Source organism: Robertkochia sediminum, from assembly GCF_016786255.1.
GTDB classification, from domain to species: Bacteria; Bacteroidota; Bacteroidia; order Flavobacteriales; family Flavobacteriaceae; genus Robertkochia; species Robertkochia sediminum.
Genome location: NZ_JADMKT010000072.1, coordinates 20,661 through 41,235, shown reverse-complemented (window position 1 = coordinate 41,235; position 20,575 = coordinate 20,661). Strand labels below are relative to the sequence as shown.

The window sequence follows — 20,575 nt, the reverse complement described above, 5'->3', positions numbered from 1 at the left end:
AATGGCTGTTATATGAGGTCTTAATCCAGGGAGAAGGATTTGGTTTCCTTAAAACGATCGACCTTGGTCGCCTCCATTTTTTCCTGGTAGCCCGGCCAAACATCTTCGTAGAAGGTATTGATCTCATTTACGCTTACATCAAGAGCGTCTTTGGCCTGTTTCATCAGGCGGCTCTCTGTTTCGGTAAGCCCGGTCTTACGACTGGCTACGTAACCGTAAGCTGAATAGAGACGAGACATTACCGTAGGATCTGAATTCCTGGTGATTCCCTGGCGCTTGTCTTCTTTTCCGAAGATGGCATCCTGAAGTTCAGTGATCTTTTTCACGATCTCTTCAGAAGCTTCGATCTCTTCTTTAAATCCGTCCTTATCTTCTTTCTTAAGCTCTTTCTTGAAGGTCTCGGCGGTCGACTTGCTTTCGGCCAGCTGCTTGCTCATATCGGCGATAAGCTGCTGCCATTGTTGCAATTCCTCAACAGCGTCGTGCACCGCTTCCAGATCGGCCATGTTGTAATCGATCCTCGGGTCACTCTTTACTTCGATACTTCTGGAAGAAACCTGGTCTCCGTAAGTGAGCTTAAGGTTATACGTACCTGGAAGTACGGAAGCCCCTCCGGGTTCTCTGTTCGATTTACGCGGATTTCTGGAAGGCCTGTCGGCTCCTTTTTCGTCAAGGCCCCAGTACATGCGGTGGATACCTTTTTCTTTCGGCGCTTTTCTTTTCAGGGTGCGAATAAGCTTTTCGCCCTTGAATACCTCCAGGGTAATACTGTCCCATTTTACTTCATTCTCAGGCTTGTCGGTTCCTTTTTCGGCCTCATCCTTAGCGGCTTCTTCTTTTTTAGCTTCAGGCTTTTGAGGCGCGATAAAGTAAGAGATCATCGCCCCACCTCTTTTGTTCTCTCCGGAGAACATCGCATCGGCACCAAAACGGCTTCCTGTTGGTTGCTGGTAGGCGGCATCGTATGCTACCGGTGGTTCGAAAAGCGTTACTTTGCTTTGGGTAATGGCAGGATCGGCGGCGATAGCTCTCAAGGGTCTTATATCGTCGAGTACCCATGCAGCTCTACCAAAAGTACCGATCACCAGGTCGCCTTCGCGTTCCTGGATCGCCAGGTCTTTGGTCGAAACGGTAGGATAACCCTCCGTCCATTTCTGCCAGGTTTCTCCGGCATTCAGAGACAGGTAGAGTCCGTCGTCCGTTCCGAGGAACATCAATCGCGGCTCTACAGGATCTTCGATGATCGAAAGGGCATAACTTTTTACATCATCTTCATCTACAATACGCTTCCATGTTTTACCGTAGTTGGTGGTTCGGTAGGCGTAAGGGGTATAGTTAAATCTTCTGTAGTCGTTGGCAACGAGAAGGGCTTCACCCTTATTGGTCTTAGAAGCTTTGATCTGTACGATCCAGCTACCTTCCGGCAGGCCTTTGATGTTCTTGGTCACATCATTCCATTCGGCACCACCGTTAGTGGTGTAGTGCACACGGCCATCGTCTGTACCTACCCATAGCATGTCTTTTTCTACCGGTGATGGCTCGATCACCAGAATGGTGGTGTAGTTCTCTGCTCCTGTAGCATCGAGGGTAAGACCGCCACTTTCGCCCTGCTTTTGTTTTTCAGGATCGTTGGTGGTAAGGTCCGGAGAGATCACCTCCCAGGTGAGACCTTTATCACTGCTCTTATGTACGTACTGGCTACCGAAATAAACGGTAGAGGCATCAAAAGGATCCTGGCCAATGGCCGAATTCCAGTTAAAACGCAGTTCTACCTCAGGGTCGGGGTGGGTAGGACGTACAGAGTAGTTGTTACCGGTTTCGGCATCGTAGCGCGAAACGTATCCTTGCTGACTCATGGCATAACCATAACGCGGATCTTGTTGGTCCGGTACCACATCAAATCCGTCTCCAAAGGCGATCTCCTGCCAGTATGAATTTCTAATGCCCTGGGCACGCCATACATAGGCAGGGCCTTTCCACGAACCGTTATCCTGCATACCTCCGTATACGTTATACGGATAGTCGTTATCGGTGCTTATATGGTAGAACTGAGCTACGGGAATATTGCTGATAAAACGCCAGGTTTTACCCCCGTCGTGGGTAATGTTGAGACCTCCATCGTTACCGTCCATCATAAAGCTTCCGTCTTCCGGGTGGATCCACCAGGCGTGGTGGTCGGGGTGTACCCCGTTGCTCACCCCATAGGCAGGCATAAGTTCGTTAAAGCTCTTACCTCCGTCCTGGGAAACATTCACATAGGTGAAGATCGAGAATACCCTGTTCTCATTTTCAGGATCAACGGCCAGGTCTGAGTAGTAGAACGGTCGGTTTCCGATCTCCGGCTTGTCGTTTACCTTGCTCCATTTAAATCCTCCATCGGTACTCTTGTAAAGGGCGTTCTTTTTTGATTCTACCAGGGCGTAGATCACCTCCGGCTTATTTTTGGCGATAGCCAGACCAATACGTCCGAGCTCTCCCTTGGGAAGGCCGTCCTTATCGGTGAGTTCTTTCCAGTTCTTTCCTCCATCGTGGGTCATGTAAAGGCCACTGCCTTCACCTCCTGACTTAAAGAACCAAGGGTCTCTTTTGTGCTCCCACATGGCAGCCAGAAGTTTGTTCGGATTAGAAGGGTCGATAATAAGATCTGCCGCTCCCGTGCGGTTATTTACAAAAAGGATCTTTTCCCAGCTTTTACCGCCATCGGTGGTTTTATAGATCCCTCTTTCAGGATGCTCTCCCCATGGAGAACCTATGGCGGCAACATATACGGTATTCGGATCGGTAGGATCAATGATCACCCGGTGAATATGTCGGGTATTTTCAAGGCCCATAGGTTGCCAGGTCTTTCCGGCGTCAAGCGACTTATAGATCCCGTATCCGCCGTTCAGGCTATTACGTGGATTCCCTTCACCGGTACCTACCCAGATCACAGAAGGATTGGATTGCTGAATGGCTACGGCACCGATAGAAGCGGTAACCTCTTTTTCGAAGATGGGCTCCCATTTGATCCCTCCGGAAGTCGATTTCCAAAGACCTCCCGAAGCAGTACCCACGTACATGATATCAGGGTTGTCGGTAACCACGTCAATGGCGGTAACCCTACCACTCATACCTCCCGGGCCTATATTTCTGGGTTTTAGGTCCTGTGCCAGGTCCATCGAAAATTCTTGGGCAAAGCCAAGTAGGGATAGCAGCAGCATGATCCCCGACATAAAAATGCTTTTCATACAGTAGTTAGTTAGTTTAAAAAGCTAAAATAACGAAAACTCCTGCAAGAATTCTTAAAGACCTGTTAATGGAATTTTAAGGGTTATAATTCGCGGTGTAGGACCAGGTAGTCGCGGTCTACGCTAAAGGAAGCGATCTTTTGGTTAAGGCGCAGCTCCTGCCATTCGGTCTTAGGCTGTATCCAGTCGGTATGACCGTTCATGGTAATTTCCAGGGGCATATCGAATCCCTCCACCACATCGGTATAGCGGTATTTGAGCACGCCATCGGTGATCTCGTATTCAAAAACAGGAACCCTGGAGTCTCTCAGATACTGGTTGAAAAAAGCCGTGAGGTCTTTCCCTGTTTTCTGCATCAGGTAACGCTCAATATCGTTAGTACTTACCGTCTGGTGGTAAAAATCGCGATTGAGGCCGCGAAGGATCGCTCTCCACAGCTCATCGTCTTCGATGAGTTGCCTGAGGGTGTGCAGCATATTGGCACCTTTGTAATACATATCGCCTGAACCTTCGTGGTTTACACCGTATTGACCTATAATTGGTTTGTCGTTAAGGATGTTCTGTCGGGTTCCGGTAACGTAGTCGGCACCGGCTTCCTTCCCGTGGTAGTACTCCACAAAGAGGCTTTCAGCATAGGCGGTAAAACTCTCGTGTATCCACATATCGGCAATGTCGATATTGGTGATGTTATTCGCAAACCATTCGTGACCACTCTCGTGTACAATGATAAAGTCGAATTTGAGTCCCCATCCCGATCCTGAGAGGTCGTTACCCAGGTATCCGTTCTTGAATTTGTTACCATAGGTTACCGAGCTCTGGTGTTCCATTCCCAGGTAGGGTACTTCCACCAACTTGTATCCGTCTTCGTAGAAAGGGTAGGGGCCAAACCAGTGTTCAAAGGCCTCAATAGTCTCTGCAGCCTGGGCAAATTGTTTTCTGGCCTTATCCAGGTTGTACGAAAGCACGTAGTAGGTCATGTCGAGCTTTCCTTTTTCGCCTTCATAGACCTCTCCGAAACCTTCGTAGTCGCCAATATTGATGTTTACCCCGTAATTGTTTATCGGATTGTTCACACCCCAGTGAAAGGTGCGTTTGCGATTTTTCTCGTCGTGCTCCGTTCCCAAAAGGCGGCCGTTAGAAATATCTACCAGGTGGTCGGGTACGGTAACGCTTATCTTCATACTGTCTACCTCGTCGTACATATGGTCCTTATTAGGCCACCATACGCTGGCGCCAAGTCCCTGGCAGGAGGTGGCGATAAAGTGCTCCCCATTGCGGTCCTTTGCCCATGAGACACCCCCGTCCCATGGTGCCCTGATGGCTTCCCTTGGGTTCCCGGAATAATACACCTTTATATATCCCTTTCTTCCCTCAGGGATCTTCCTGTCCAGGTACACCAGGTGTGCGTTCCCGTTAGAGGTAAATTTCATGGACTTACCCCGGTACATCACTTTTTCGATCTTCATAGGCTCCTGGAGATCGATCTGCAATACGTTTCCTGTTTTTAAAGCAGTAAAGCCAATGAGATTACTACCGGAAATAAAACGTTCTTCCGGGTCTACTTCTATATCGAGGTGGTAATAGGTAAGGTCCCACCACTCGCGCTCAGGAGTAATGCTTCCTCTAAGGGTGTCTTGTGCTGTAAAATTTTGGGCCATGGTCACTAAGGGGAAGGCCATCAATAGCAAAAAAAGCTTTTTCATAGGTCATGTTATCCAGGGTCGGGATAATACGACCTTTTCAGAAAAAAAGAAAGACTTTCCGATAAGAAAGTCTTTCTGTATGATGTAAGGCATATATTTCTTAATTGTACGGTTTTTGTTAAGTGGGTTTCATTTGAATCTTATGTTCACCTTTTTTTCCTAGTTTCTGATGATCCCGCCGGGGAAGGTCACCAGGCTTTCGGTACCGTTAGCACCTACAGCAACGACCCCAAAGAAGTAGTTGTCGATAACGATCCCTTCGAGGGTATGGCTGGTGGTATCGCCTACGTACCTGCTATGGTCCCAGGTAGGACTGGTGGTTTCTCTCCAGTAGATCTTGTATCCAATGGCACCATCGACCTTGTCCCACGAAAGTTTTGCTGAAGGTTCTACAATACCGCCTATCTTCACGTTCTTAGGGGCAGAAGGGGCCCATGCGATAGCGGCAAGGTTGATCGCGTTAACGGTGGTGAGCTTTGCCGCATATTCAAAATTCACATGTTCTAACACGTCCCCATAGGCGATCCCGTTCTCATTGCGTACGTCCTGGTGTTGTTGGGTGTAGTTCTCATGCGCTTCCATGATGCGAATTCCCGCGAATCCGGCATCGTTAAAAGGTCGGTGGTGCCCTCCACGTCCAAAGCGATCGAGCCTGTAGATAAGCATCGGATTCATTTCGGGCATATAGGTTTTTGTAGTCCTGTGCACATAGCGGGCCAGCTGCCTGCTTATGCCGTCTACCTCACCACCGTAGAACCTGCGAGCTCTTCGCTGGCGTTCGGTTTCGGTAGGGGGCACGGGTTCAGAAAAGATGCGGAAGTCACGGTTGCTTACCACGCCGTCTACGCCTTTAATATTTCCGATCATGTCGTTGTTGAGTACCCCGATAACATTCCAGTTGTTCTCTTTGGCATATGCTGCCAGGCCTTTTCCTCCGAAGAGTCCTTGCTCTTCACCCGAAAGTCCGGCAAAAACAATACTGTGTTCAAATTCGTAGTCTTTGAGCACGCGTGCGGCCTCAAGGGTTCCGGCCATCCCACTGGCGTTGTCGTTGGCTCCCGGGGCGTCGGTGGTATTGTCATTCGGATCCGAGGCCCGCGAATCGATATCACCACTCATGATGATATAGCTGTCGGGGTATTTAGTACCGCGTTTTACGGCGATCACGTTGACCACCCATACATCTTCAAAGATGCGTTCGTTGGCACCTTTTTCTACGAGATTCTTTTGGTAGAAAACTTCCAGGCAGTTGTCACAAGAAGCAGAGATACGGTCAAACTCGGCCTTGATCCAGCGGCGGGCAGCCCCGATCCCGCGAGTTTCAGAAACTGTATCGCTCAGGGTATGGCGGGTTCCGAAATCGGCTAAAATGCGAACGTCTCTCTCAATGCGCTCGGCAGAAACATTGTTGATGATGTCGTAGATCTTGGTTTCCTTCTGGGCACTAAGGGTGATAGCCGCAAGAAGGGCAAAAGCAGTTAAAAAGTACGTTTTCATTACGGTGATAATAAAATGAGTTTAGGTGTTATCTCCTGAGGTAATACAAGGTTACCTCAGGAGAAGCAATTACTTGGTGAATTTTTCTAATAGCGCCCTTACCTGTTTGTTGGAATGTACATGGAAGCGCGCCTTGGTCTTTTGGTATCCCACCTTTACGGTATAGGCCTTAGACGGCATTTCTTCGAACATATACTCGTCTGTCCAGTCGTCTCCTATGGCAAACATAAAATCGTAACGCGTTTCGGAGAGCATTCGGGAAACGGCCCGGCCCTTGTTCACATTACTGCTCTTGATCTCGGTGACCATATTCCCTTTAAGAACACTCAGTTCGTTGTTGGAGATCAGGCTGGTAAGTACGGTATCGAGCTCCATCACCCTTTTAACCCCCAGTTCGGGGTCGGTCTTGCGGTAATGCCATGCCAGGGAGTATCTTTTTTCTTCGATGAACGATCCCGGGGTACGGTCGGTAAAGGTTTCCAGAATGGGGCGAATGTTCTCCATCCAGTTGGTGCGAATACGTTCGAGCGATTGCCACCCTTTTTCTGCAGTATGCATCCACACTCCATGGTCGGTGATCATGTTGAACTCGTATTTTCCGAACCATTTTTCCAGAGTTTCCCGGTCGCGACCACTAATGATCACCATATCGTTACCCGGTATGGCATTGAGCTTTTGCAGCAGTTCGATAAGGGCTTCATCGGGAGCGGCATCTTCAGGATTGTCTTTGAATCCGGTAAGTGTACCATCGTAGTCGAGCATCATAAGCGAGCGATTGGCAGCCTTGAGCTCTTCGACCATTTTATTTTCGATCTCGGTATTGATCTTTCTGCCCATGACCACCTGGTCCAGGTTCTTGGTGGCTTCCAGGGAACGGAAAAATTCGGCAGCCCATTTGTCTACACTGTAGCGCTGCAGACGTTTCTGGAGCATGGTATTGCGTTTTTTCTGCTCTTTCACGGGCATTTCCAGTGCTCTTTTCAGGGCGTCGGCGGTAGCCTCGAAATTATTCGGATTAATAAGCAAGGCCTCGTTCATTTCCTGGGCGGCTCCCGCCATCTCGCTCAAAATAAGTACCCCGTCCTTATTCACGCGGGTTGCGATATATTCTTTCGCCACGAGGTTCATACCGTCCCGTACCGGTGTGATCAGGGCCACATCGGCCGAGGTATACAGGTCGATAAGGTTGTCGAAGGGCAGGGAGCGGTAAAAGTACCAAATAGGAGTCCAGCTCACAGTGGCCAGCTCTCCGTTCACCCTACCTACCAATTCGTCGGTCTCCTTTTTGAGCAACTGGTATTGGGGTACGTTAGACCTCGATGGTACGGCTAGCATGACCAGCCTTACCTTATTCTTGTACTCGGGATATTTGTTTAAAAAGTATTCAAAGGCCCTGATGCGGTTCGGGATCCCTTTGGTGTAATCCATCCGGTCTATAGAAAGGATGAGTTTGGCGTTTTCATCGGCCTCAAAGTGATCGTCGATACGTTTTTGCAGGTCTGATCGTTCTGAAGGATCCAGACTGGTATGTTGTTGTGCGGCCTTATAGAATTTTTGGTAATCAATTCCCATGGGGAACGAATCGACCTTCACCACCCGGTCCTGGTAAACCACTTCGTTAAAGTTCACATCTTCCCGAAGAATACGCTTTACCGAACTTAAAAAGTGCCTTTCGTAGTCGTAGGTATGAAATCCTAAGAGGTCGGCGCCTAACATGCCGTGCAGCACTTCTTCCCTCCACGGGAAGGTTCGGAAGATCTCATAAGAAGGGAAGGGGATATGGAGGAAGAATCCGATGGAAATATCGGGTTTGGCATCGCGTATCATTCCCGGCAATAAAAGCAGCTGATAGTCGTGCACCCAAATGGTGTCGCCATCTTCTGCATTTTCAAGTACCACCTTGGCGAACTTCTCATTGACTTCCTTATAGGAATCCCAGAAATCCTTTTCGAATTCGGTGTATTCCATAAAGTAGTGGAATAACGGCCAAAGGGTACGATTACTGAAGCCGAAATAATACCGGTCCATATCGTCCTGGGTAAGGGGAACCGTGGCGCATTTTTCTTTGCGTACCTCCGTAGCCACCTTTTCCCGCAATTCGTCGGTGAGTTCCTCCTGGGTGAGTCCGGACCATCCGATCCAGAGACCATCCCCCTCAGAGTGTACCGATTTCATTCCGGTAGCCAATCCACCCACACTAGGGGTGATCTTAAGGTTATTTTCTTCTAGTTTTATTTGTAATGGTAGTCGGTTGGAAACAATAATCGTTTTACTCATGATCCTTATAGAAATCCCGTTTTTTTTGGTAATTTACTGAAATTTTAAGGGTATTAATAAATTAATTTCAGATTTAATGCTAAACCTCGATTACGGAATTATTGGAAATTGCAGAAGCGCAGCTTTGGTTTATAAAGACGGTTCGATACATTGGGCTTGCCTGCCCGAATTTGATTCGCCATCGGTCTTTGCCAGGTTGCTCGATGATGAGATCGGAGGGTACTTCGGATTTAAGGTTACAGACGATTATAATGTCTCCCAGGAATACCTGCGGAATACCAACATTCTGGTGACCCGTTTTAACAATGGGAAAGACAGTTTTGAGGTTCGCGACTTTATGCCGAGATACAAGAAGGAGCGAGGCGGACATCATGCGCCGCCCGATATCGTGCGTTATATCAAACACCTTAGTGGTAAACCCAGATTTCGGGTCGATTACGATCCCAGGCTCGAATATGCTATGGGAACTACGACCACCTATGTTAAAGACGAATTTATTGTAAGCCTGACCGATAAGGAGAAGTACGATACCCTGTTTCTTTATACGAATTTCGATAAACAGGGTGTTGTTGATGGTGAAGAGATCATCCTGCACTCCGATGGATTCTTTCATATTGGGTATAATGAAAAGATCTTTGCGCCTACCACGCAGCGCGCCCACCTGGAAATGTCCCGAACCCTGGTGTATTGGCTCAACTGGATGGAGCGCACGCCCAATTACGATAAATACAACGAACATATTAGCCGCAGCGCTCTTACCCTGAAATTACTGAGCTATGACAAGTCGGGGGCCGTACTGGCCGCAGCTACGACCTCTCTACCCGAGACCATAGGAGAGGTGCGCAATTGGGATTACCGTTTTTGCTGGATCCGCGATGCCTCTATGGTGATCAAGGTGGTATCGGAACTGGGACATAAGAACATTGCCAGAAGGTACCTGCAATTTATCATCGACCTGGTTCCCGAAAAGGACGAAAAGCTGCAGATCATGTATGGGATCAATAAGGAAAAGGTGCTTACCGAAGAAACCCTCGATCATTTAAAGGGGTATGTGAACTCCAAACCCGTGCGTATCGGAAATGCGGCTTACGAACAGCGCCAAAACGATATTTACGGCATTCTTATGGATGTGATCTATGAGCAGATCGTACACTTTAAGAATGATATAGAGAATAGTGAAGAGCTGTGGTCCATTACCAAAGGTATTGTTTGGGTGGTGAGCAGGCACTGGACGGAACCCGATAAAGGGATCTGGGAGTTTCGTACCGAAGAACGGCATTTCACCTTTTCGAAAGTGCTTTGTTGGGTAGCTATTGATAAGGCGCTTAAGGTGGCCGATATCATGGGGAAGAACAGAAGGAGATCCCAATGGACTGCCTTGGCCGATACCATAAAAGAGGACATCCTGAAGAACGCCTGGAACGATGAGGTGCAGGCATTCACTCAGAGTTACGGCTCACCCGATCTGGACGCCAGCGTCTTGCTTATGGAACCCTACGGCTTTATACAAGCAGACGATCCAAGGTATGTGTCTACAGTACATGCCATTGAAAGGGAGTTGAGTAACGATGGCTTATTGTATCGCTATAAGAATAAGGACGATTTTGGTTTGCCTTCTTCCTCTTTTACCATTTGTACGTTCTGGTTTATCAACGCCCTGAACAAGATCGGTGAAACCAAAAAAGCACAGGAGAATTTCGAACGCCTGCTGTCGTATAGCAATCACCTCGGACTCTTTAGTGAGGATATCGACTTTAAAACAAAGCGATTGCTGGGGAACTTCCCCCAGGCGTATTCCCACCTTGCGCTCATAGAGACCGCGGTAAATCTCAACAATTCCCTGACCCAAACAGAACAGGTTAAGGGAAAGATGAATGCCTGACGGGGTTTAGTGAATGAACTAAATGAACGGGCAGGGTTTCTCAAAAGAGGCCCTGCCCGTGTTTGTAGGTATCGTATTTAGCAAAGGATTACTGTTGCATGAGATAGCCGGTAAAGGTCATATTTACCGAAGGAACACCTGCACTGAAGTTGGCCGGTAGCCTTGAAGAGATCTCTCCGGTATAGTTGTTATAGACCCCGGTACCTCCTGTGATCTCAAGGATGAGGACCTCGTTGTTATTGCTTAACGCATTATCGTTGTTAGACCCTCTTGTGGGAAGGCCGTCTGAGGCTGCGGTATCGACCTTTTGCTGCAAAAAGAGTTTATTGTTGTTGGCATCGGTAATGGTCACTTCGATGTTGGAGAGTGTTTCTTCCCTCGGTGCACCACAATACGATAGGTCAAGGGAATAATCCCCAAGCGTCGGTGCCTCACTTTCACCACTGTGAGCATAGAACAAATTTCCTTCGCCACAGCTTAAACTTTCCACGGCCTCATCCAAACGAAGCGCAAGGTCTAAGGTAACCGGGATAGCAGTTTCATCCATAGCGTTCAATGATCGGGGTTCCTGGTATAAGCCACCGTTGTCGTCGTCACTACAAGCGAATAACATTCCTAAAGAGACAAAGAGGAGGGATAGCATTTTTACATTTAGCGTTTTCATGATGATGATGTTTTTTGATTAATGAATGAACCGGTCTTGTACTTAAAAACCGTTTGCAAGGTCATGAAATCGCTGTTGCATGACTAAATACCTATGTCCTTAAACTATGTGTTTTATATATGCAGCTATGTTGTATTTTGAAGCTATGTTGCGTAGATATGCAGAAAATATATGGTGCGCCTTTAATGGGTGATCTGCAGCTTATTAGCTGTCTTTGAGAGGGGAATCGTGTATATCAGAATCGTTTTTTTCAAACATGAGCCTCACCTGGGAGGTCACATGTGAGGTGATCTCACTTTGCACGGCAAATTGATCGGTCATATTGCGGTCGTACATTTCACTCCATACAGGAGAGTCTGTCCCGCCATGAATGATCTTAATATGAATGCGTACCCGGTCGCCGAGGCACTGCACACTGCCCTCAATGAGATAGTCGGCATTCAGGGCGTCGGCGATCTGACGCACCGATCTTCCGCCACGGTCGCGATAGTTTTCGGAGGTGGTTCTGGACACCACCTGCAGGTCGTCGAGGTCAGAGAGTTTCAAAATAAGGTTGTCGGCCATACCATCGGCAAAAAAGCGGGTGTCGTTTTGTGCGCTGAGGTAGGCAAAAGGCAACACGGCAATGGTCTCTGGCTCAGCGGCGGAAGGTGTTTTCGGAAAATAATAGGCGAAGAATGCTATCGCACATATGCTGAGTATGGTAATGGCTATAACACCAATTTTCTTAAAATTTTTGTTAGGGGATCCATGAGATCCGGCAGCATCCCGGCCATTGCTTTCGTGAGACAAGGTGTATTTAAAGTCTTTGGGTTGGTGAACCGATTCCTTGTAAGCCCCGGGAGTGGTGCCGTAGTATTTTTGAAAACATCGGTGAAAGTATGACGGACTGTTAAAGCCCACCCTGTAGGCAATTTCAGAAGTGGTGGCTTCATCGTGCTTCAACATTTCCAAAGCCTCGTGTAGCCGAACACGTCTGATAAAAACACTGGTAGAAACCCCTACCAGGAGTTTTACCCTTCTGTAAAGCTGCGATCGGCTGTATCCTGCTTCTTCTGCAAGTTCCTGAACACCAAAATTTTCGTCATCAAGATGGTCTTTAATGAGCTGTTCAAGCTTAAGAAGAAACTTTTCGTCTTTGCTTTCCCTGCTACCCGGTTCCATAATGGAAGGTTGGATTGGTTGTTTGCTTCTAAGCTAGTCATTTTTAACCTATTTCTTTGTTAACAAGTTCATATAGTATTGAAATACAGTAAGTTATATCGATTGATTTAATCGGTACTGAAGAATTTTCTAACTGCACCGGTTATGACAATGCATTCGATATCAAAACTTTACGAAGGTAAAACTTGTTCTAATATAGAAAATAATCTATATTTAGTTTTTCAGCCCTGACCCCTGGGGTGATACGTATGAGAGCAATTATTATCGCAGTGGTATTCATGCTGGGAGCACGAGGTGTTTGTGATGCACAGTCGGTTGCTTTAGACCGTTTGGGGAAAGACAAGTGGTTAAAGTACAGCGGCGGCATTCAGGCCCTGGGGGTGTTTTACAATGGTATGGCTCCAAGAGACCCCTTCGGATATATGGTGCGCGGTGATCTTAATTTCACCGTGGCCGGTATTTACCACCTGCCATTTTCGTTTACCTATAGCGATCAACAGTTGCGGTTTCCTTCTCCGATAAGGTTGAACAGGTTCAGCTTTCATCCTTCATATAAAGGATTTCAACTACATCTTGGAGATGCCAGTATGAGTTTTAGTCCGTATACCCTTGACGGACATCAGTTTACCGGGGTGGGGGCAGAATACAGGGGGAGTGGCCCCTGGTCTGCAGCGGTCATGTACGGCCGTTTGCTGAAACACGTGCCTTACCTTCCGGATCGATCGGAAATTACTCCCGTTCATGAACGTCGCGGTTATGGTGTAAACCTGGGGTATACCTCTCGGGCATGGGACCTCAAGGCGATGGTCTTTACCGCCAACGATCGACCTGATCCCGGAGCTTCAGAGCTCTCGAAATACCCTTTTCCCGAGCGTAACCTGGTATTGGGTTGGCAAGGGCGATTATCGGTATTTCAAAAAGGGCGCCTCGTGGTGGATCATGCGCATTCGGTGATCGGACTGGATGAGGAAGGCATGAAGCGATATTTTCCAGAAAATTTTGGCGATTCCATATCGCACCTTTCCAGGGAACGGTACAATGCCCTGAAGGTAAGTTTAGACTATCCTGCCTTTGCAGGTAATCTGGCCGTGGTATACGAGCGTGTTGATCCGGGGTACAGGACCTTTGGGGCCTATTATTTCAATGCCGATCTCGAAAACATTGCCGTTGCCGCCAGTCAATCGCTCTTTAAGGGCAAGGTAGCCTTACAATTGCGATCGGGGGTGCAGCGCGACAATCTCGACCGAACAAAGAATTCGGAGTTCAGGCGAATGGTGAATAGTGTGGATCTGGCCTATACTCCCGACCGCAAACTTTCGGTACATACCCATTATTCTAATTTTCTTACCCATACCAATTCGCGGGATCAGTTTGATCAGATCAACAGGGTTTCAACCCTGGATATCCTTGACACCCTGAGCTATCGTCAGCTTTCTCAACAGGCCTCCATCAATATGCGATATCAAATCGTGAACGCTCCGGGGAACAATCGTGCCTGGTCTTTACTCCTCAATTTTCAGGAGAACAGCAATCGTACTGATGCCTCCCAGGGAGAACAACACCAGGATCAATTTTATCAGGGAGCCCTTAATTACGATGTGCGCCTCCGTGAATCGGGGTGGCAGTACGGTGCCAATCTCAATGCCTCCCTGAGCAACGGCGGACAGGAGGACCGTCTTACCTGGGGCCCGGGTGTCCATGCCGGGAGGGCTTTTCTGAATAAAAAACTGAATACGCGTATGACCATGGGATATAACCGTACCGATGGAGGAGAAGGGTATGATGGTAGTGTTTTCAACTGCCGTGTAAATGCTTCCTGGAACCTTTATTCCTTTCATCAACTGGGGGCTTCCGGACTCTACCAGTATCGCGATCTGGAACGTGCACCGGGGGGCGACCTCACCATTCAACTCACCTATCATTACCGCTTTGATAATTTCAGGATATCGCTCCAGGACCGGGAGGATATTTCAGGGATAAAGACGAATCCCCCCGTAAAGGTGCGGTTTCGCTACCGGGATGTGATGTACTCAGGAACCATCGCTGAGGTCAACCGGCAACTGGCCTTGGTGAGCAGGGATCCTAAATTCCGGGTGCTTCCGGAAGATGCTAAGCAAGAGTTGGTACGGCTGCGAAAGGCCTACCTGAAACAGGAAAAGCGATCGGGATATAAATTTCACGCCCTGCACTACCTGGCAGTACTCTACCATTACGGCGACGCAATTGAGCGCTATTATCACGAGGCCGACATGGCCATTCGAAAGATCATTTTCGATATGCGGCACACCGATCATGAGCTGGAGCGCAGGTATGTCCAAAGCAAAAAGCTTTGGACCAATACGGGGACAGAAAAAGATGAGGCAAAACTTAGGCGTTTAGAGGAGGCTTACCGCGAATGTTCCCGCCGACTTAAAGGGCATCGCTGGCTTGAAACCCAATTGCGATCGTATGAGGGCCTCTCCTTTGATGGTGCTGTGAACCCTGCGATACGTACCTACCTGGAAAGTCATTTGCAGGAGCACCTTACAGCACTGGAGCAGGGCACAACTCCCGAAGCACTACGCCTGGCTATTGAAACCGGGCTCATCGATCATTTCTACCGCCGTTCGCTTCAACATACATCAAACACCGCAGTAGACCTGCGCTACTATCATCTTAAAAGTAAATGACCATGAGAGCATTCAAGTTCATTCTTCTATTCCTTTTCCATGTCCTCTTAACCCGGGCCCAGGTGTTTCCTGTTACGGCCGATCTGAAGATTAATGCTACCAGGGTGGAGCGTATAAGCGCCCTGGGCGGATTTGGTGCGGTAATACAACCGGTGCAATTGAGCTTATTGCTCAATGATCTCAGTATTCCCAGTCGTTCGGTAACCCTGAGGTTCAGCCTGACCGGAGAGGGACTATCCATGACCAGCGGTACCATGGATGCCGGTGCGGCACTGGTACTTGAGAGTGGTGTGCCCTATGTGGTGCCGGAAACGGTGATCGCATCTTATTTCCAGTTTGACAACCTTTCCGGGATCAGCTACGACACCTATACCGGGATGTTGCCGGAGGGCTATTACCAGTTTTGTGTGGAGGTGTTCGATATGCTAAGTGGTAAGCGGTTATCGGCACGGGTTTGCGAAGTGTTCTATCACAACCGCCGGGAACCTCCCCTGCTATTAAGTCCGGAAAGGGGAGCTACCGTACCCGTGGTCACCCCCCAGGCGGTATTTTTTCAGTGGACCCCAAGAGGGTATAGTCCCGGTATGGTGCGCTACCAGTTGAGGTTGGTGGAGGTTTGGGATACTTCACAGGATCCGCAAGCCGCCTTTTTATCGTCCTCTCCCATATTTGAAACCACGACCACGGCACCTAGCTTTCTTTACGACCTTCAGGCCACGCCCTTGATACCAGATAAACGATACGCCTGGCGGGTAAGTGAATGGCCTTTGGACGATGATCTCACCAGGAGCGGTACTCCCCTCACCGAAAGTGAGGTCTTCTGGTTTGACTATACCAGTCCGTGTGAACTACCAACAGGGATCGCCCATGAGGTCAAGGGCAGGAGCCAGGCCAATATTTCCTGGGAAGACAACAGCAATGTACTCTCCGAGTATACGGTGCGGTACCGTAAGGCCGGCGACGATCATCAGTGGTTTTACAGCAGTACCTCCTTCAATTGGCTTACCCTTTGGGGACTCGAAGGGGAAACCCGGTATGAATACCAGGTGCTCAGAAAATGCGAGTTGTCGGAAACCGTTTTTAGCAACTCACACTTTTTTACGACCGGAATCACCAACCTTCCCGAGGATGTACTGGAGTGCGGGATCGCCCCAGCTGCCGATATTCATAGTGAAGTGGCCTTGCCGGTACTGGAGGTGGGCGAGCATTTCACTGCCGGCGATTTTACCATAGAAGTGCACGAGGTTCAGGGCGCCCAGGGGAGGTTCTCGGGACAGGGAGTAGTGCGCATACCCTACCTCGCCAACATTCGCGTGGGTGTGCGATTTACCAATGTCTTTATCAATAATGATCGGGCGCTGGCATCAGGGGTGGTGCATACGGTGTACGATAAGCAGTGGACGAATATGCTCGATATCGATGCGGTGATCGATGAGGTCGAAGATGTGGTTGATGCCATTACCGGGGATGATATACATACAGTGAGCTTTCCCGATATGGAGATCGGGGAAGGCCAGATCGAAGTTAGCGATGGTAAGGTGATCATCACAGCTCCCGATGGCAGTATCACCACCATAGATCAAGATCAGGGAGATGTTTTGCTCATTACCGATGCCACCGGAGGTCAATGGCAGGTCAGTGGCGATGGTGAGGTTACCCGGGTAGGTGAGGGGGCTCCAGGAGGGGCCGCAACACCGGTGAATACTACAGGGGTTGCTTACGATGAACATGGTGCTCCTGCGGTAAAGACGTTGGGGGAAGACGGAGGAGCCATTCAGTTTTACAGGGGAGAAGATACCCGCTATGCCCTGGACCTCGCCGATTCCGATTGGAAAAAGCAGCGGTATCCCGTACTGCAGGATAAGAGCGGCGCGGCCTATCATCCGCTCCATAAGGCGGTGCTATCAGGAGCTACCGATCATCTCTATGTGCGGCTTGAAGAAGTGGGTATGGCAGATAGCCTGGTGATCAAGACCATGGAAGGGCGTGAGATCCCGGCAACGGTGATCGATGGAGGGAAAGGGCTGCGTATGGAGCTCAGCGGACTCGAAGGGTACCGGCAGGAGCAGGTGGTATTGTGTGCCCCAGATGGGGAAGGTAAGTATACCGTTGTGGCAACCTTCTACCTGCATCATCTGCCACCCATGCCGGAGGTGAAGGTGATTCTCGTTCCGGGAGCCAATGGAGCAATACCTGAAAGTATAACCACCTTGGCCAGGGAGGTGTTTGATCCGGTAGGGGTGTCCTTAGAGCTGGAAGAGGCGGCGGTATTTGCCCCGGATAAGAAACTATGGGATACCGGGAATGTCAATGGGATGATGGATTATCATGGTAGCGGATTACTCGCCGATTATCCCGGGGAGTTTAAGGATTTCCAGAAAGCCTTTATGGCTTCTGAACACTTTACAGATCCCGAAGCCTGCTACCTGTTCTTTCCGGGTGCGTATGCGGGAAATACCGGTGGTATCGCCGGCTTTATGCCTCCCGGCAGGCAATGGGGCTATGTTTTTGAGGGCGGAAGTATCGAAGCAAAAGGCAGTACTGCAGAGGTAGCCCTTCACGAATTGGGTCATGGTTTGCTGGGCCTCGAGCACCCTGAGGATACCGGTTCTGAAGGAGCCCTTATGGACCGCGGTGCGGGTACATCGCTTACCTACCTGGACTGGCAGCAATTGAGTAGTGACAAGCTCCAACTGCACTGGTTCGATGACGATAGCGATAAGGAGATTGGAGGCCGTACCTGGTTTACCCCGGAATGGAAGCCCTTTAAGGTTGCAGATACCCGGGTGATAAGCAGCAAGCAGATCGGCAATATCCCGGATGGGACTGTTCCCGGATTTAAGGCAGATGGCCAATACTATCACGCCGTCATGGGAGAATCCGGATTCCTGGGGTATCAGAATGCAGCAGGAGAAGTGTATAAGATCACCGAAGTGACCGATCTTGACAGCGACGACAAGGTATACCTCTTTAAGCAGGATGGCGGATGCGGATACAACTCCTATTATTCGGCAACCTATGGAGACGTTCAGCAGGACCTTCCCGAATTAAGTCTGTACGATGAAAGTGTGTACACCTTCGAGGCTACGATTCCCTGTGATGGCCCGGTAGCTCAAGGAGACCTTTTTCTCACCCGAATCTGTGAGCAGGGAGGTGACTACGAACTTCCGGAAGAAGACATGCTTATGTTGGCCGGGGTACTGAAAGCTGCCCATGTACGCAGAGTGTCATTGGGGACCATGACCCATGCCCCGGTAGGGGAGTTTCACCACCTTTTAAATTTCGGGGATGAGCAGCTAGGGGAGTCGCAACAGGTGCTGGAAGACAAGCTCTTTTTACTCAAAGCCCTTACCGGGATCAACTTTTATGTGCTCGGGTACGATTCCTCCGGACGGGGAGCTTTGAACGAACCCGAAAAGCGGGCACAGGCCATCCTGGATCAAATCCCCGGATTACAACAGGAGCCTACCGTCCTGATTTTCGCCGGATATAACGCCTTGCACACCAATTCGGGAATGGTATCCTGTATGGTAAGCGGAATGGCCCTTTCTGATGCCACCCTGATCGGTGGCGATCATTTTACCCCGGGCACCTATCAGGATTTGTATTCCCTGGCGTCCGGGGCCTTTGCAGCCCTGGAGAAGCCTTATGTACTTCATCGCTTCTACCTGCGGGCCAATGGCGAGGTGTTGTATACCCATGAGCGTCCTGAGAGTGGTAAGGGCGTTCGCGGACTCCCATTTATCTATGCAACGGAATTTTATAAGAGTCCGCACCTGGAACAGATCGCGCAGATGCAGCAAGACCTGAGGGATCTGCAAAGCATGAATAGCGAAATGATGGGGCAGTTAGACCAGTCGTTGCATTATCGTGAATTAAGGGACGATTGGATGGCCGATATGAACAACCTTTTAAGTCAGGCCATGATCGAGGAGGAGATGGCCTTTGGAAGTGACCCCGGACAGTATTGGAAAGCCGATGAATCGAAATTAGGGGTGCTTAGAGAGGCCTTACTCGATCATCCGGATAAGCTCAAAGCCTATTATGCCACAACCACAGCGAGCAATGAATATGCGGCGAGGTGGGGGATACAGTTTGGATCGGACACAGCTTTAGATAAGGAAGATTATTACGACTACAACGCCTTTGCGCTCATTGATGAGATGGTCTATGCAGGTCTTGATCTGGCCGCCTTTGTACCCAATCCGTATGTCGAAGGAGGGGCAGAGGTAGCCGGGATCGTCTACGCCTCATTTCGGGGCGACCTGGAGATGGCCGGTATGTACAGCACTGCGTTGGTGATCCCTTTTAGCGGGGTACGGCAGGTAGTCGACAAACTGGATACTGCGTCAGAGGCCTCCAGGTTATTTGCAGCCTTTGCCTCAAAAGTAGACGATAGGATAGAGATCAATGTGAAGAGCCTCCGGGAGTCGAAAGCCTGGGAATTGCAACTCACCCCGGTAATCACCAACAGGGAAGTTGCCGCGCCACTTCTTGAAAAGGAAATAAGAATCCATTATAAAGATCTTGAATGGATCAAAACCTTCCTGAAGTTACCCCGGCGAGGTAAGCAGAATTTGCTGAAAATAAACTGGAAGAGCTTTCCCGATTGTTACCAATGTGACCGCACGGCAATGGAGTTCTGGGCCGATGAGTCGAAGGCTGTTATGCATTATATGCAGAATAAATACTATATTAAGCATGATTTGGAGACGGGGGAATTGTTATTGGGGAATAAGGAATCCGGAGATGTTTTGGCCTATATGCGAGGAAAGGATAACGAGAAATTCTTCGCTGAATCCGGATATGATGAAGCATTGGAGATCCTCAGAAGGTACAAAGGCGAAGGTGGAGATCCGATAATCATCGACCTGAACGCCTCCAATTTGAAGAAGGTGACCAGTACTCCGGGTAAGTGCACCACGATCATTGGGAAGTTTATTTTCGCGGAGGAAGGGATAACCGATATGCAGGATATCATTAAAAAGTTATTAGGAAACCTGAAGCATCAGATGTTCGATGGTCCCTGTAATAACGGATTTAACATATTGAATGTTTCGGATCTCCTGGCCGGTGGGGATTTCTGGGAAAAGTTCAACAAGCCCTGGCTGTTGAAAGCTATAGAACGTGGAGATGTGATCTATGCGGCGACCGATCCTATGGATATAAGGATGGTGATTAGAGATAAAAATGTTCTTGCTGAATATGATTTTGAGAATTTCCAGGAACTAATTCAATTTTTAAAAAGTTCACCTATTGCTAACAATAAGGGGGTGTTATCTGGCTATGGTCAAGAGATTCAATTATTATTTCAGAATGGATATACCTATGATCCCCTAACTAAAATATTCATCAAATGATAAAAACAGACGGCTACTATCGATCGAAGAAGTATTTATCTAGGGACATTCACGCAGGTCACTTGTTCGAAAATCATATGTACACTTATTATGTTTTTAAAGAGAATTCAAATAAATATCTAATGTATATCA

The 20,575-nt window shown here is 48.8% G+C and carries 9 protein-coding genes; 3 read left to right on the top strand and 6 right to left on the bottom strand.

Annotated elements, in window-relative coordinates:
- Nucleotides 1-20: 20 nt before the first annotated feature.
- The 4 genes from IS446_RS05585 to IS446_RS05570 all read right to left on the bottom strand — a co-directional run bounded on the left by IS446_RS05585 (nt 21) and on the right by IS446_RS05570 (nt 8,704).
- A complete protein-coding gene (locus IS446_RS05585; RefSeq protein WP_203059028.1) occupies nt 21-3,227 on the bottom strand; it encodes a WD40/YVTN/BNR-like repeat-containing protein in 3,207 nt (1,068 codons plus the stop codon).
- A gap of 83 nt (nt 3,228-3,310) precedes the next feature.
- A complete protein-coding gene (locus IS446_RS05580; protein WP_203059027.1) occupies nt 3,311-4,930 on the bottom strand; it encodes a M1 family metallopeptidase in 1,620 nt (539 codons plus the stop codon).
- Nucleotides 4,931-5,089: 159 nt separating this feature from the next.
- Nucleotides 5,090-6,427, bottom strand: coding sequence for a M28 family metallopeptidase (locus IS446_RS05575; protein WP_203059026.1), 1,338 nt, complete (start codon nt 6,425-6,427; stop codon nt 5,090-5,092).
- 69 nt (nt 6,428-6,496) lie between these two features.
- Entirely contained in the window at nt 6,497-8,704 is a 2,208-nt protein-coding gene (locus IS446_RS05570) for a bifunctional alpha,alpha-trehalose-phosphate synthase (UDP-forming)/trehalose-phosphatase (protein ID WP_203059025.1), read from the bottom strand.
- A 76-nt stretch (nt 8,705-8,780) separates the two neighbouring features.
- Between IS446_RS05570 and IS446_RS05565 the strand changes: the two genes are divergently transcribed.
- Entirely contained in the window at nt 8,781-10,586 is a 1,806-nt protein-coding gene (locus IS446_RS05565) for a glycoside hydrolase family 15 protein (RefSeq protein ID WP_203059024.1), read from the top strand.
- Nucleotides 10,587-10,674: 88 nt separating this feature from the next.
- Here the strand turns inward: IS446_RS05565 and IS446_RS05560 are convergent, their stop codons facing one another.
- Entirely contained in the window at nt 10,675-11,250 is a 576-nt protein-coding gene (locus IS446_RS05560; protein ID WP_203059023.1) for a hypothetical protein, read from the bottom strand.
- Nucleotides 11,251-11,454: 204 nt separating this feature from the next.
- Entirely contained in the window at nt 11,455-12,414 is a 960-nt protein-coding gene (locus IS446_RS05555; protein WP_203059022.1) for a helix-turn-helix domain-containing protein, read from the bottom strand.
- 248 nt (nt 12,415-12,662) lie between these two features.
- Between IS446_RS05555 and IS446_RS05550 the strand changes: the two genes are divergently transcribed.
- The gene (locus IS446_RS05550; RefSeq protein ID WP_203059021.1) at nt 12,663-15,083 is read left to right on the top strand and encodes a hypothetical protein; all 2,421 of its coding nucleotides are present in this window, start codon (nt 12,663-12,665) and stop codon (nt 15,081-15,083) included.
- 2 nt (nt 15,084-15,085) lie between these two features.
- Entirely contained in the window at nt 15,086-20,443 is a 5,358-nt protein-coding gene (locus IS446_RS05545; protein ID WP_203059020.1) for a fibronectin type III domain-containing protein, read from the top strand.
- Nucleotides 20,444-20,575 lie beyond the last annotated feature (132 nt).

Excerpts from the sequence above, each read along its gene's own strand:
- IS446_RS05585 (WP_203059028.1), bottom strand. The coding sequence starts at position 3,227 with ATGAAAAGCATTTTTATGTCGGGGATCATGCTGCTGCTATCCCTACTT.
- IS446_RS05580 (WP_203059027.1), bottom strand. The coding sequence starts at position 4,930 with ATGAAAAAGCTTTTTTTGCTATTGATGGCCTTCCCCTTAGTGACCATG.
- IS446_RS05575 (WP_203059026.1), bottom strand. The coding sequence starts at position 6,427 with ATGAAAACGTACTTTTTAACTGCTTTTGCCCTTCTTGCGGCTATCACC.
- IS446_RS05570 (WP_203059025.1), bottom strand. The coding sequence starts at position 8,704 with ATGAGTAAAACGATTATTGTTTCCAACCGACTACCATTACAAATAAAA.
- IS446_RS05565 (WP_203059024.1), top strand. The coding sequence starts at position 8,781 with ATGCTAAACCTCGATTACGGAATTATTGGAAATTGCAGAAGCGCAGCT.
- IS446_RS05560 (WP_203059023.1), bottom strand. The coding sequence starts at position 11,250 with ATGAAAACGCTAAATGTAAAAATGCTATCCCTCCTCTTTGTCTCTTTA.
- IS446_RS05555 (WP_203059022.1), bottom strand. The coding sequence starts at position 12,414 with ATGGAACCGGGTAGCAGGGAAAGCAAAGACGAAAAGTTTCTTCTTAAG.
- IS446_RS05550 (WP_203059021.1), top strand. The coding sequence starts at position 12,663 with ATGAGAGCAATTATTATCGCAGTGGTATTCATGCTGGGAGCACGAGGT.
- IS446_RS05545 (WP_203059020.1), top strand. The coding sequence starts at position 15,086 with ATGAGAGCATTCAAGTTCATTCTTCTATTCCTTTTCCATGTCCTCTTA.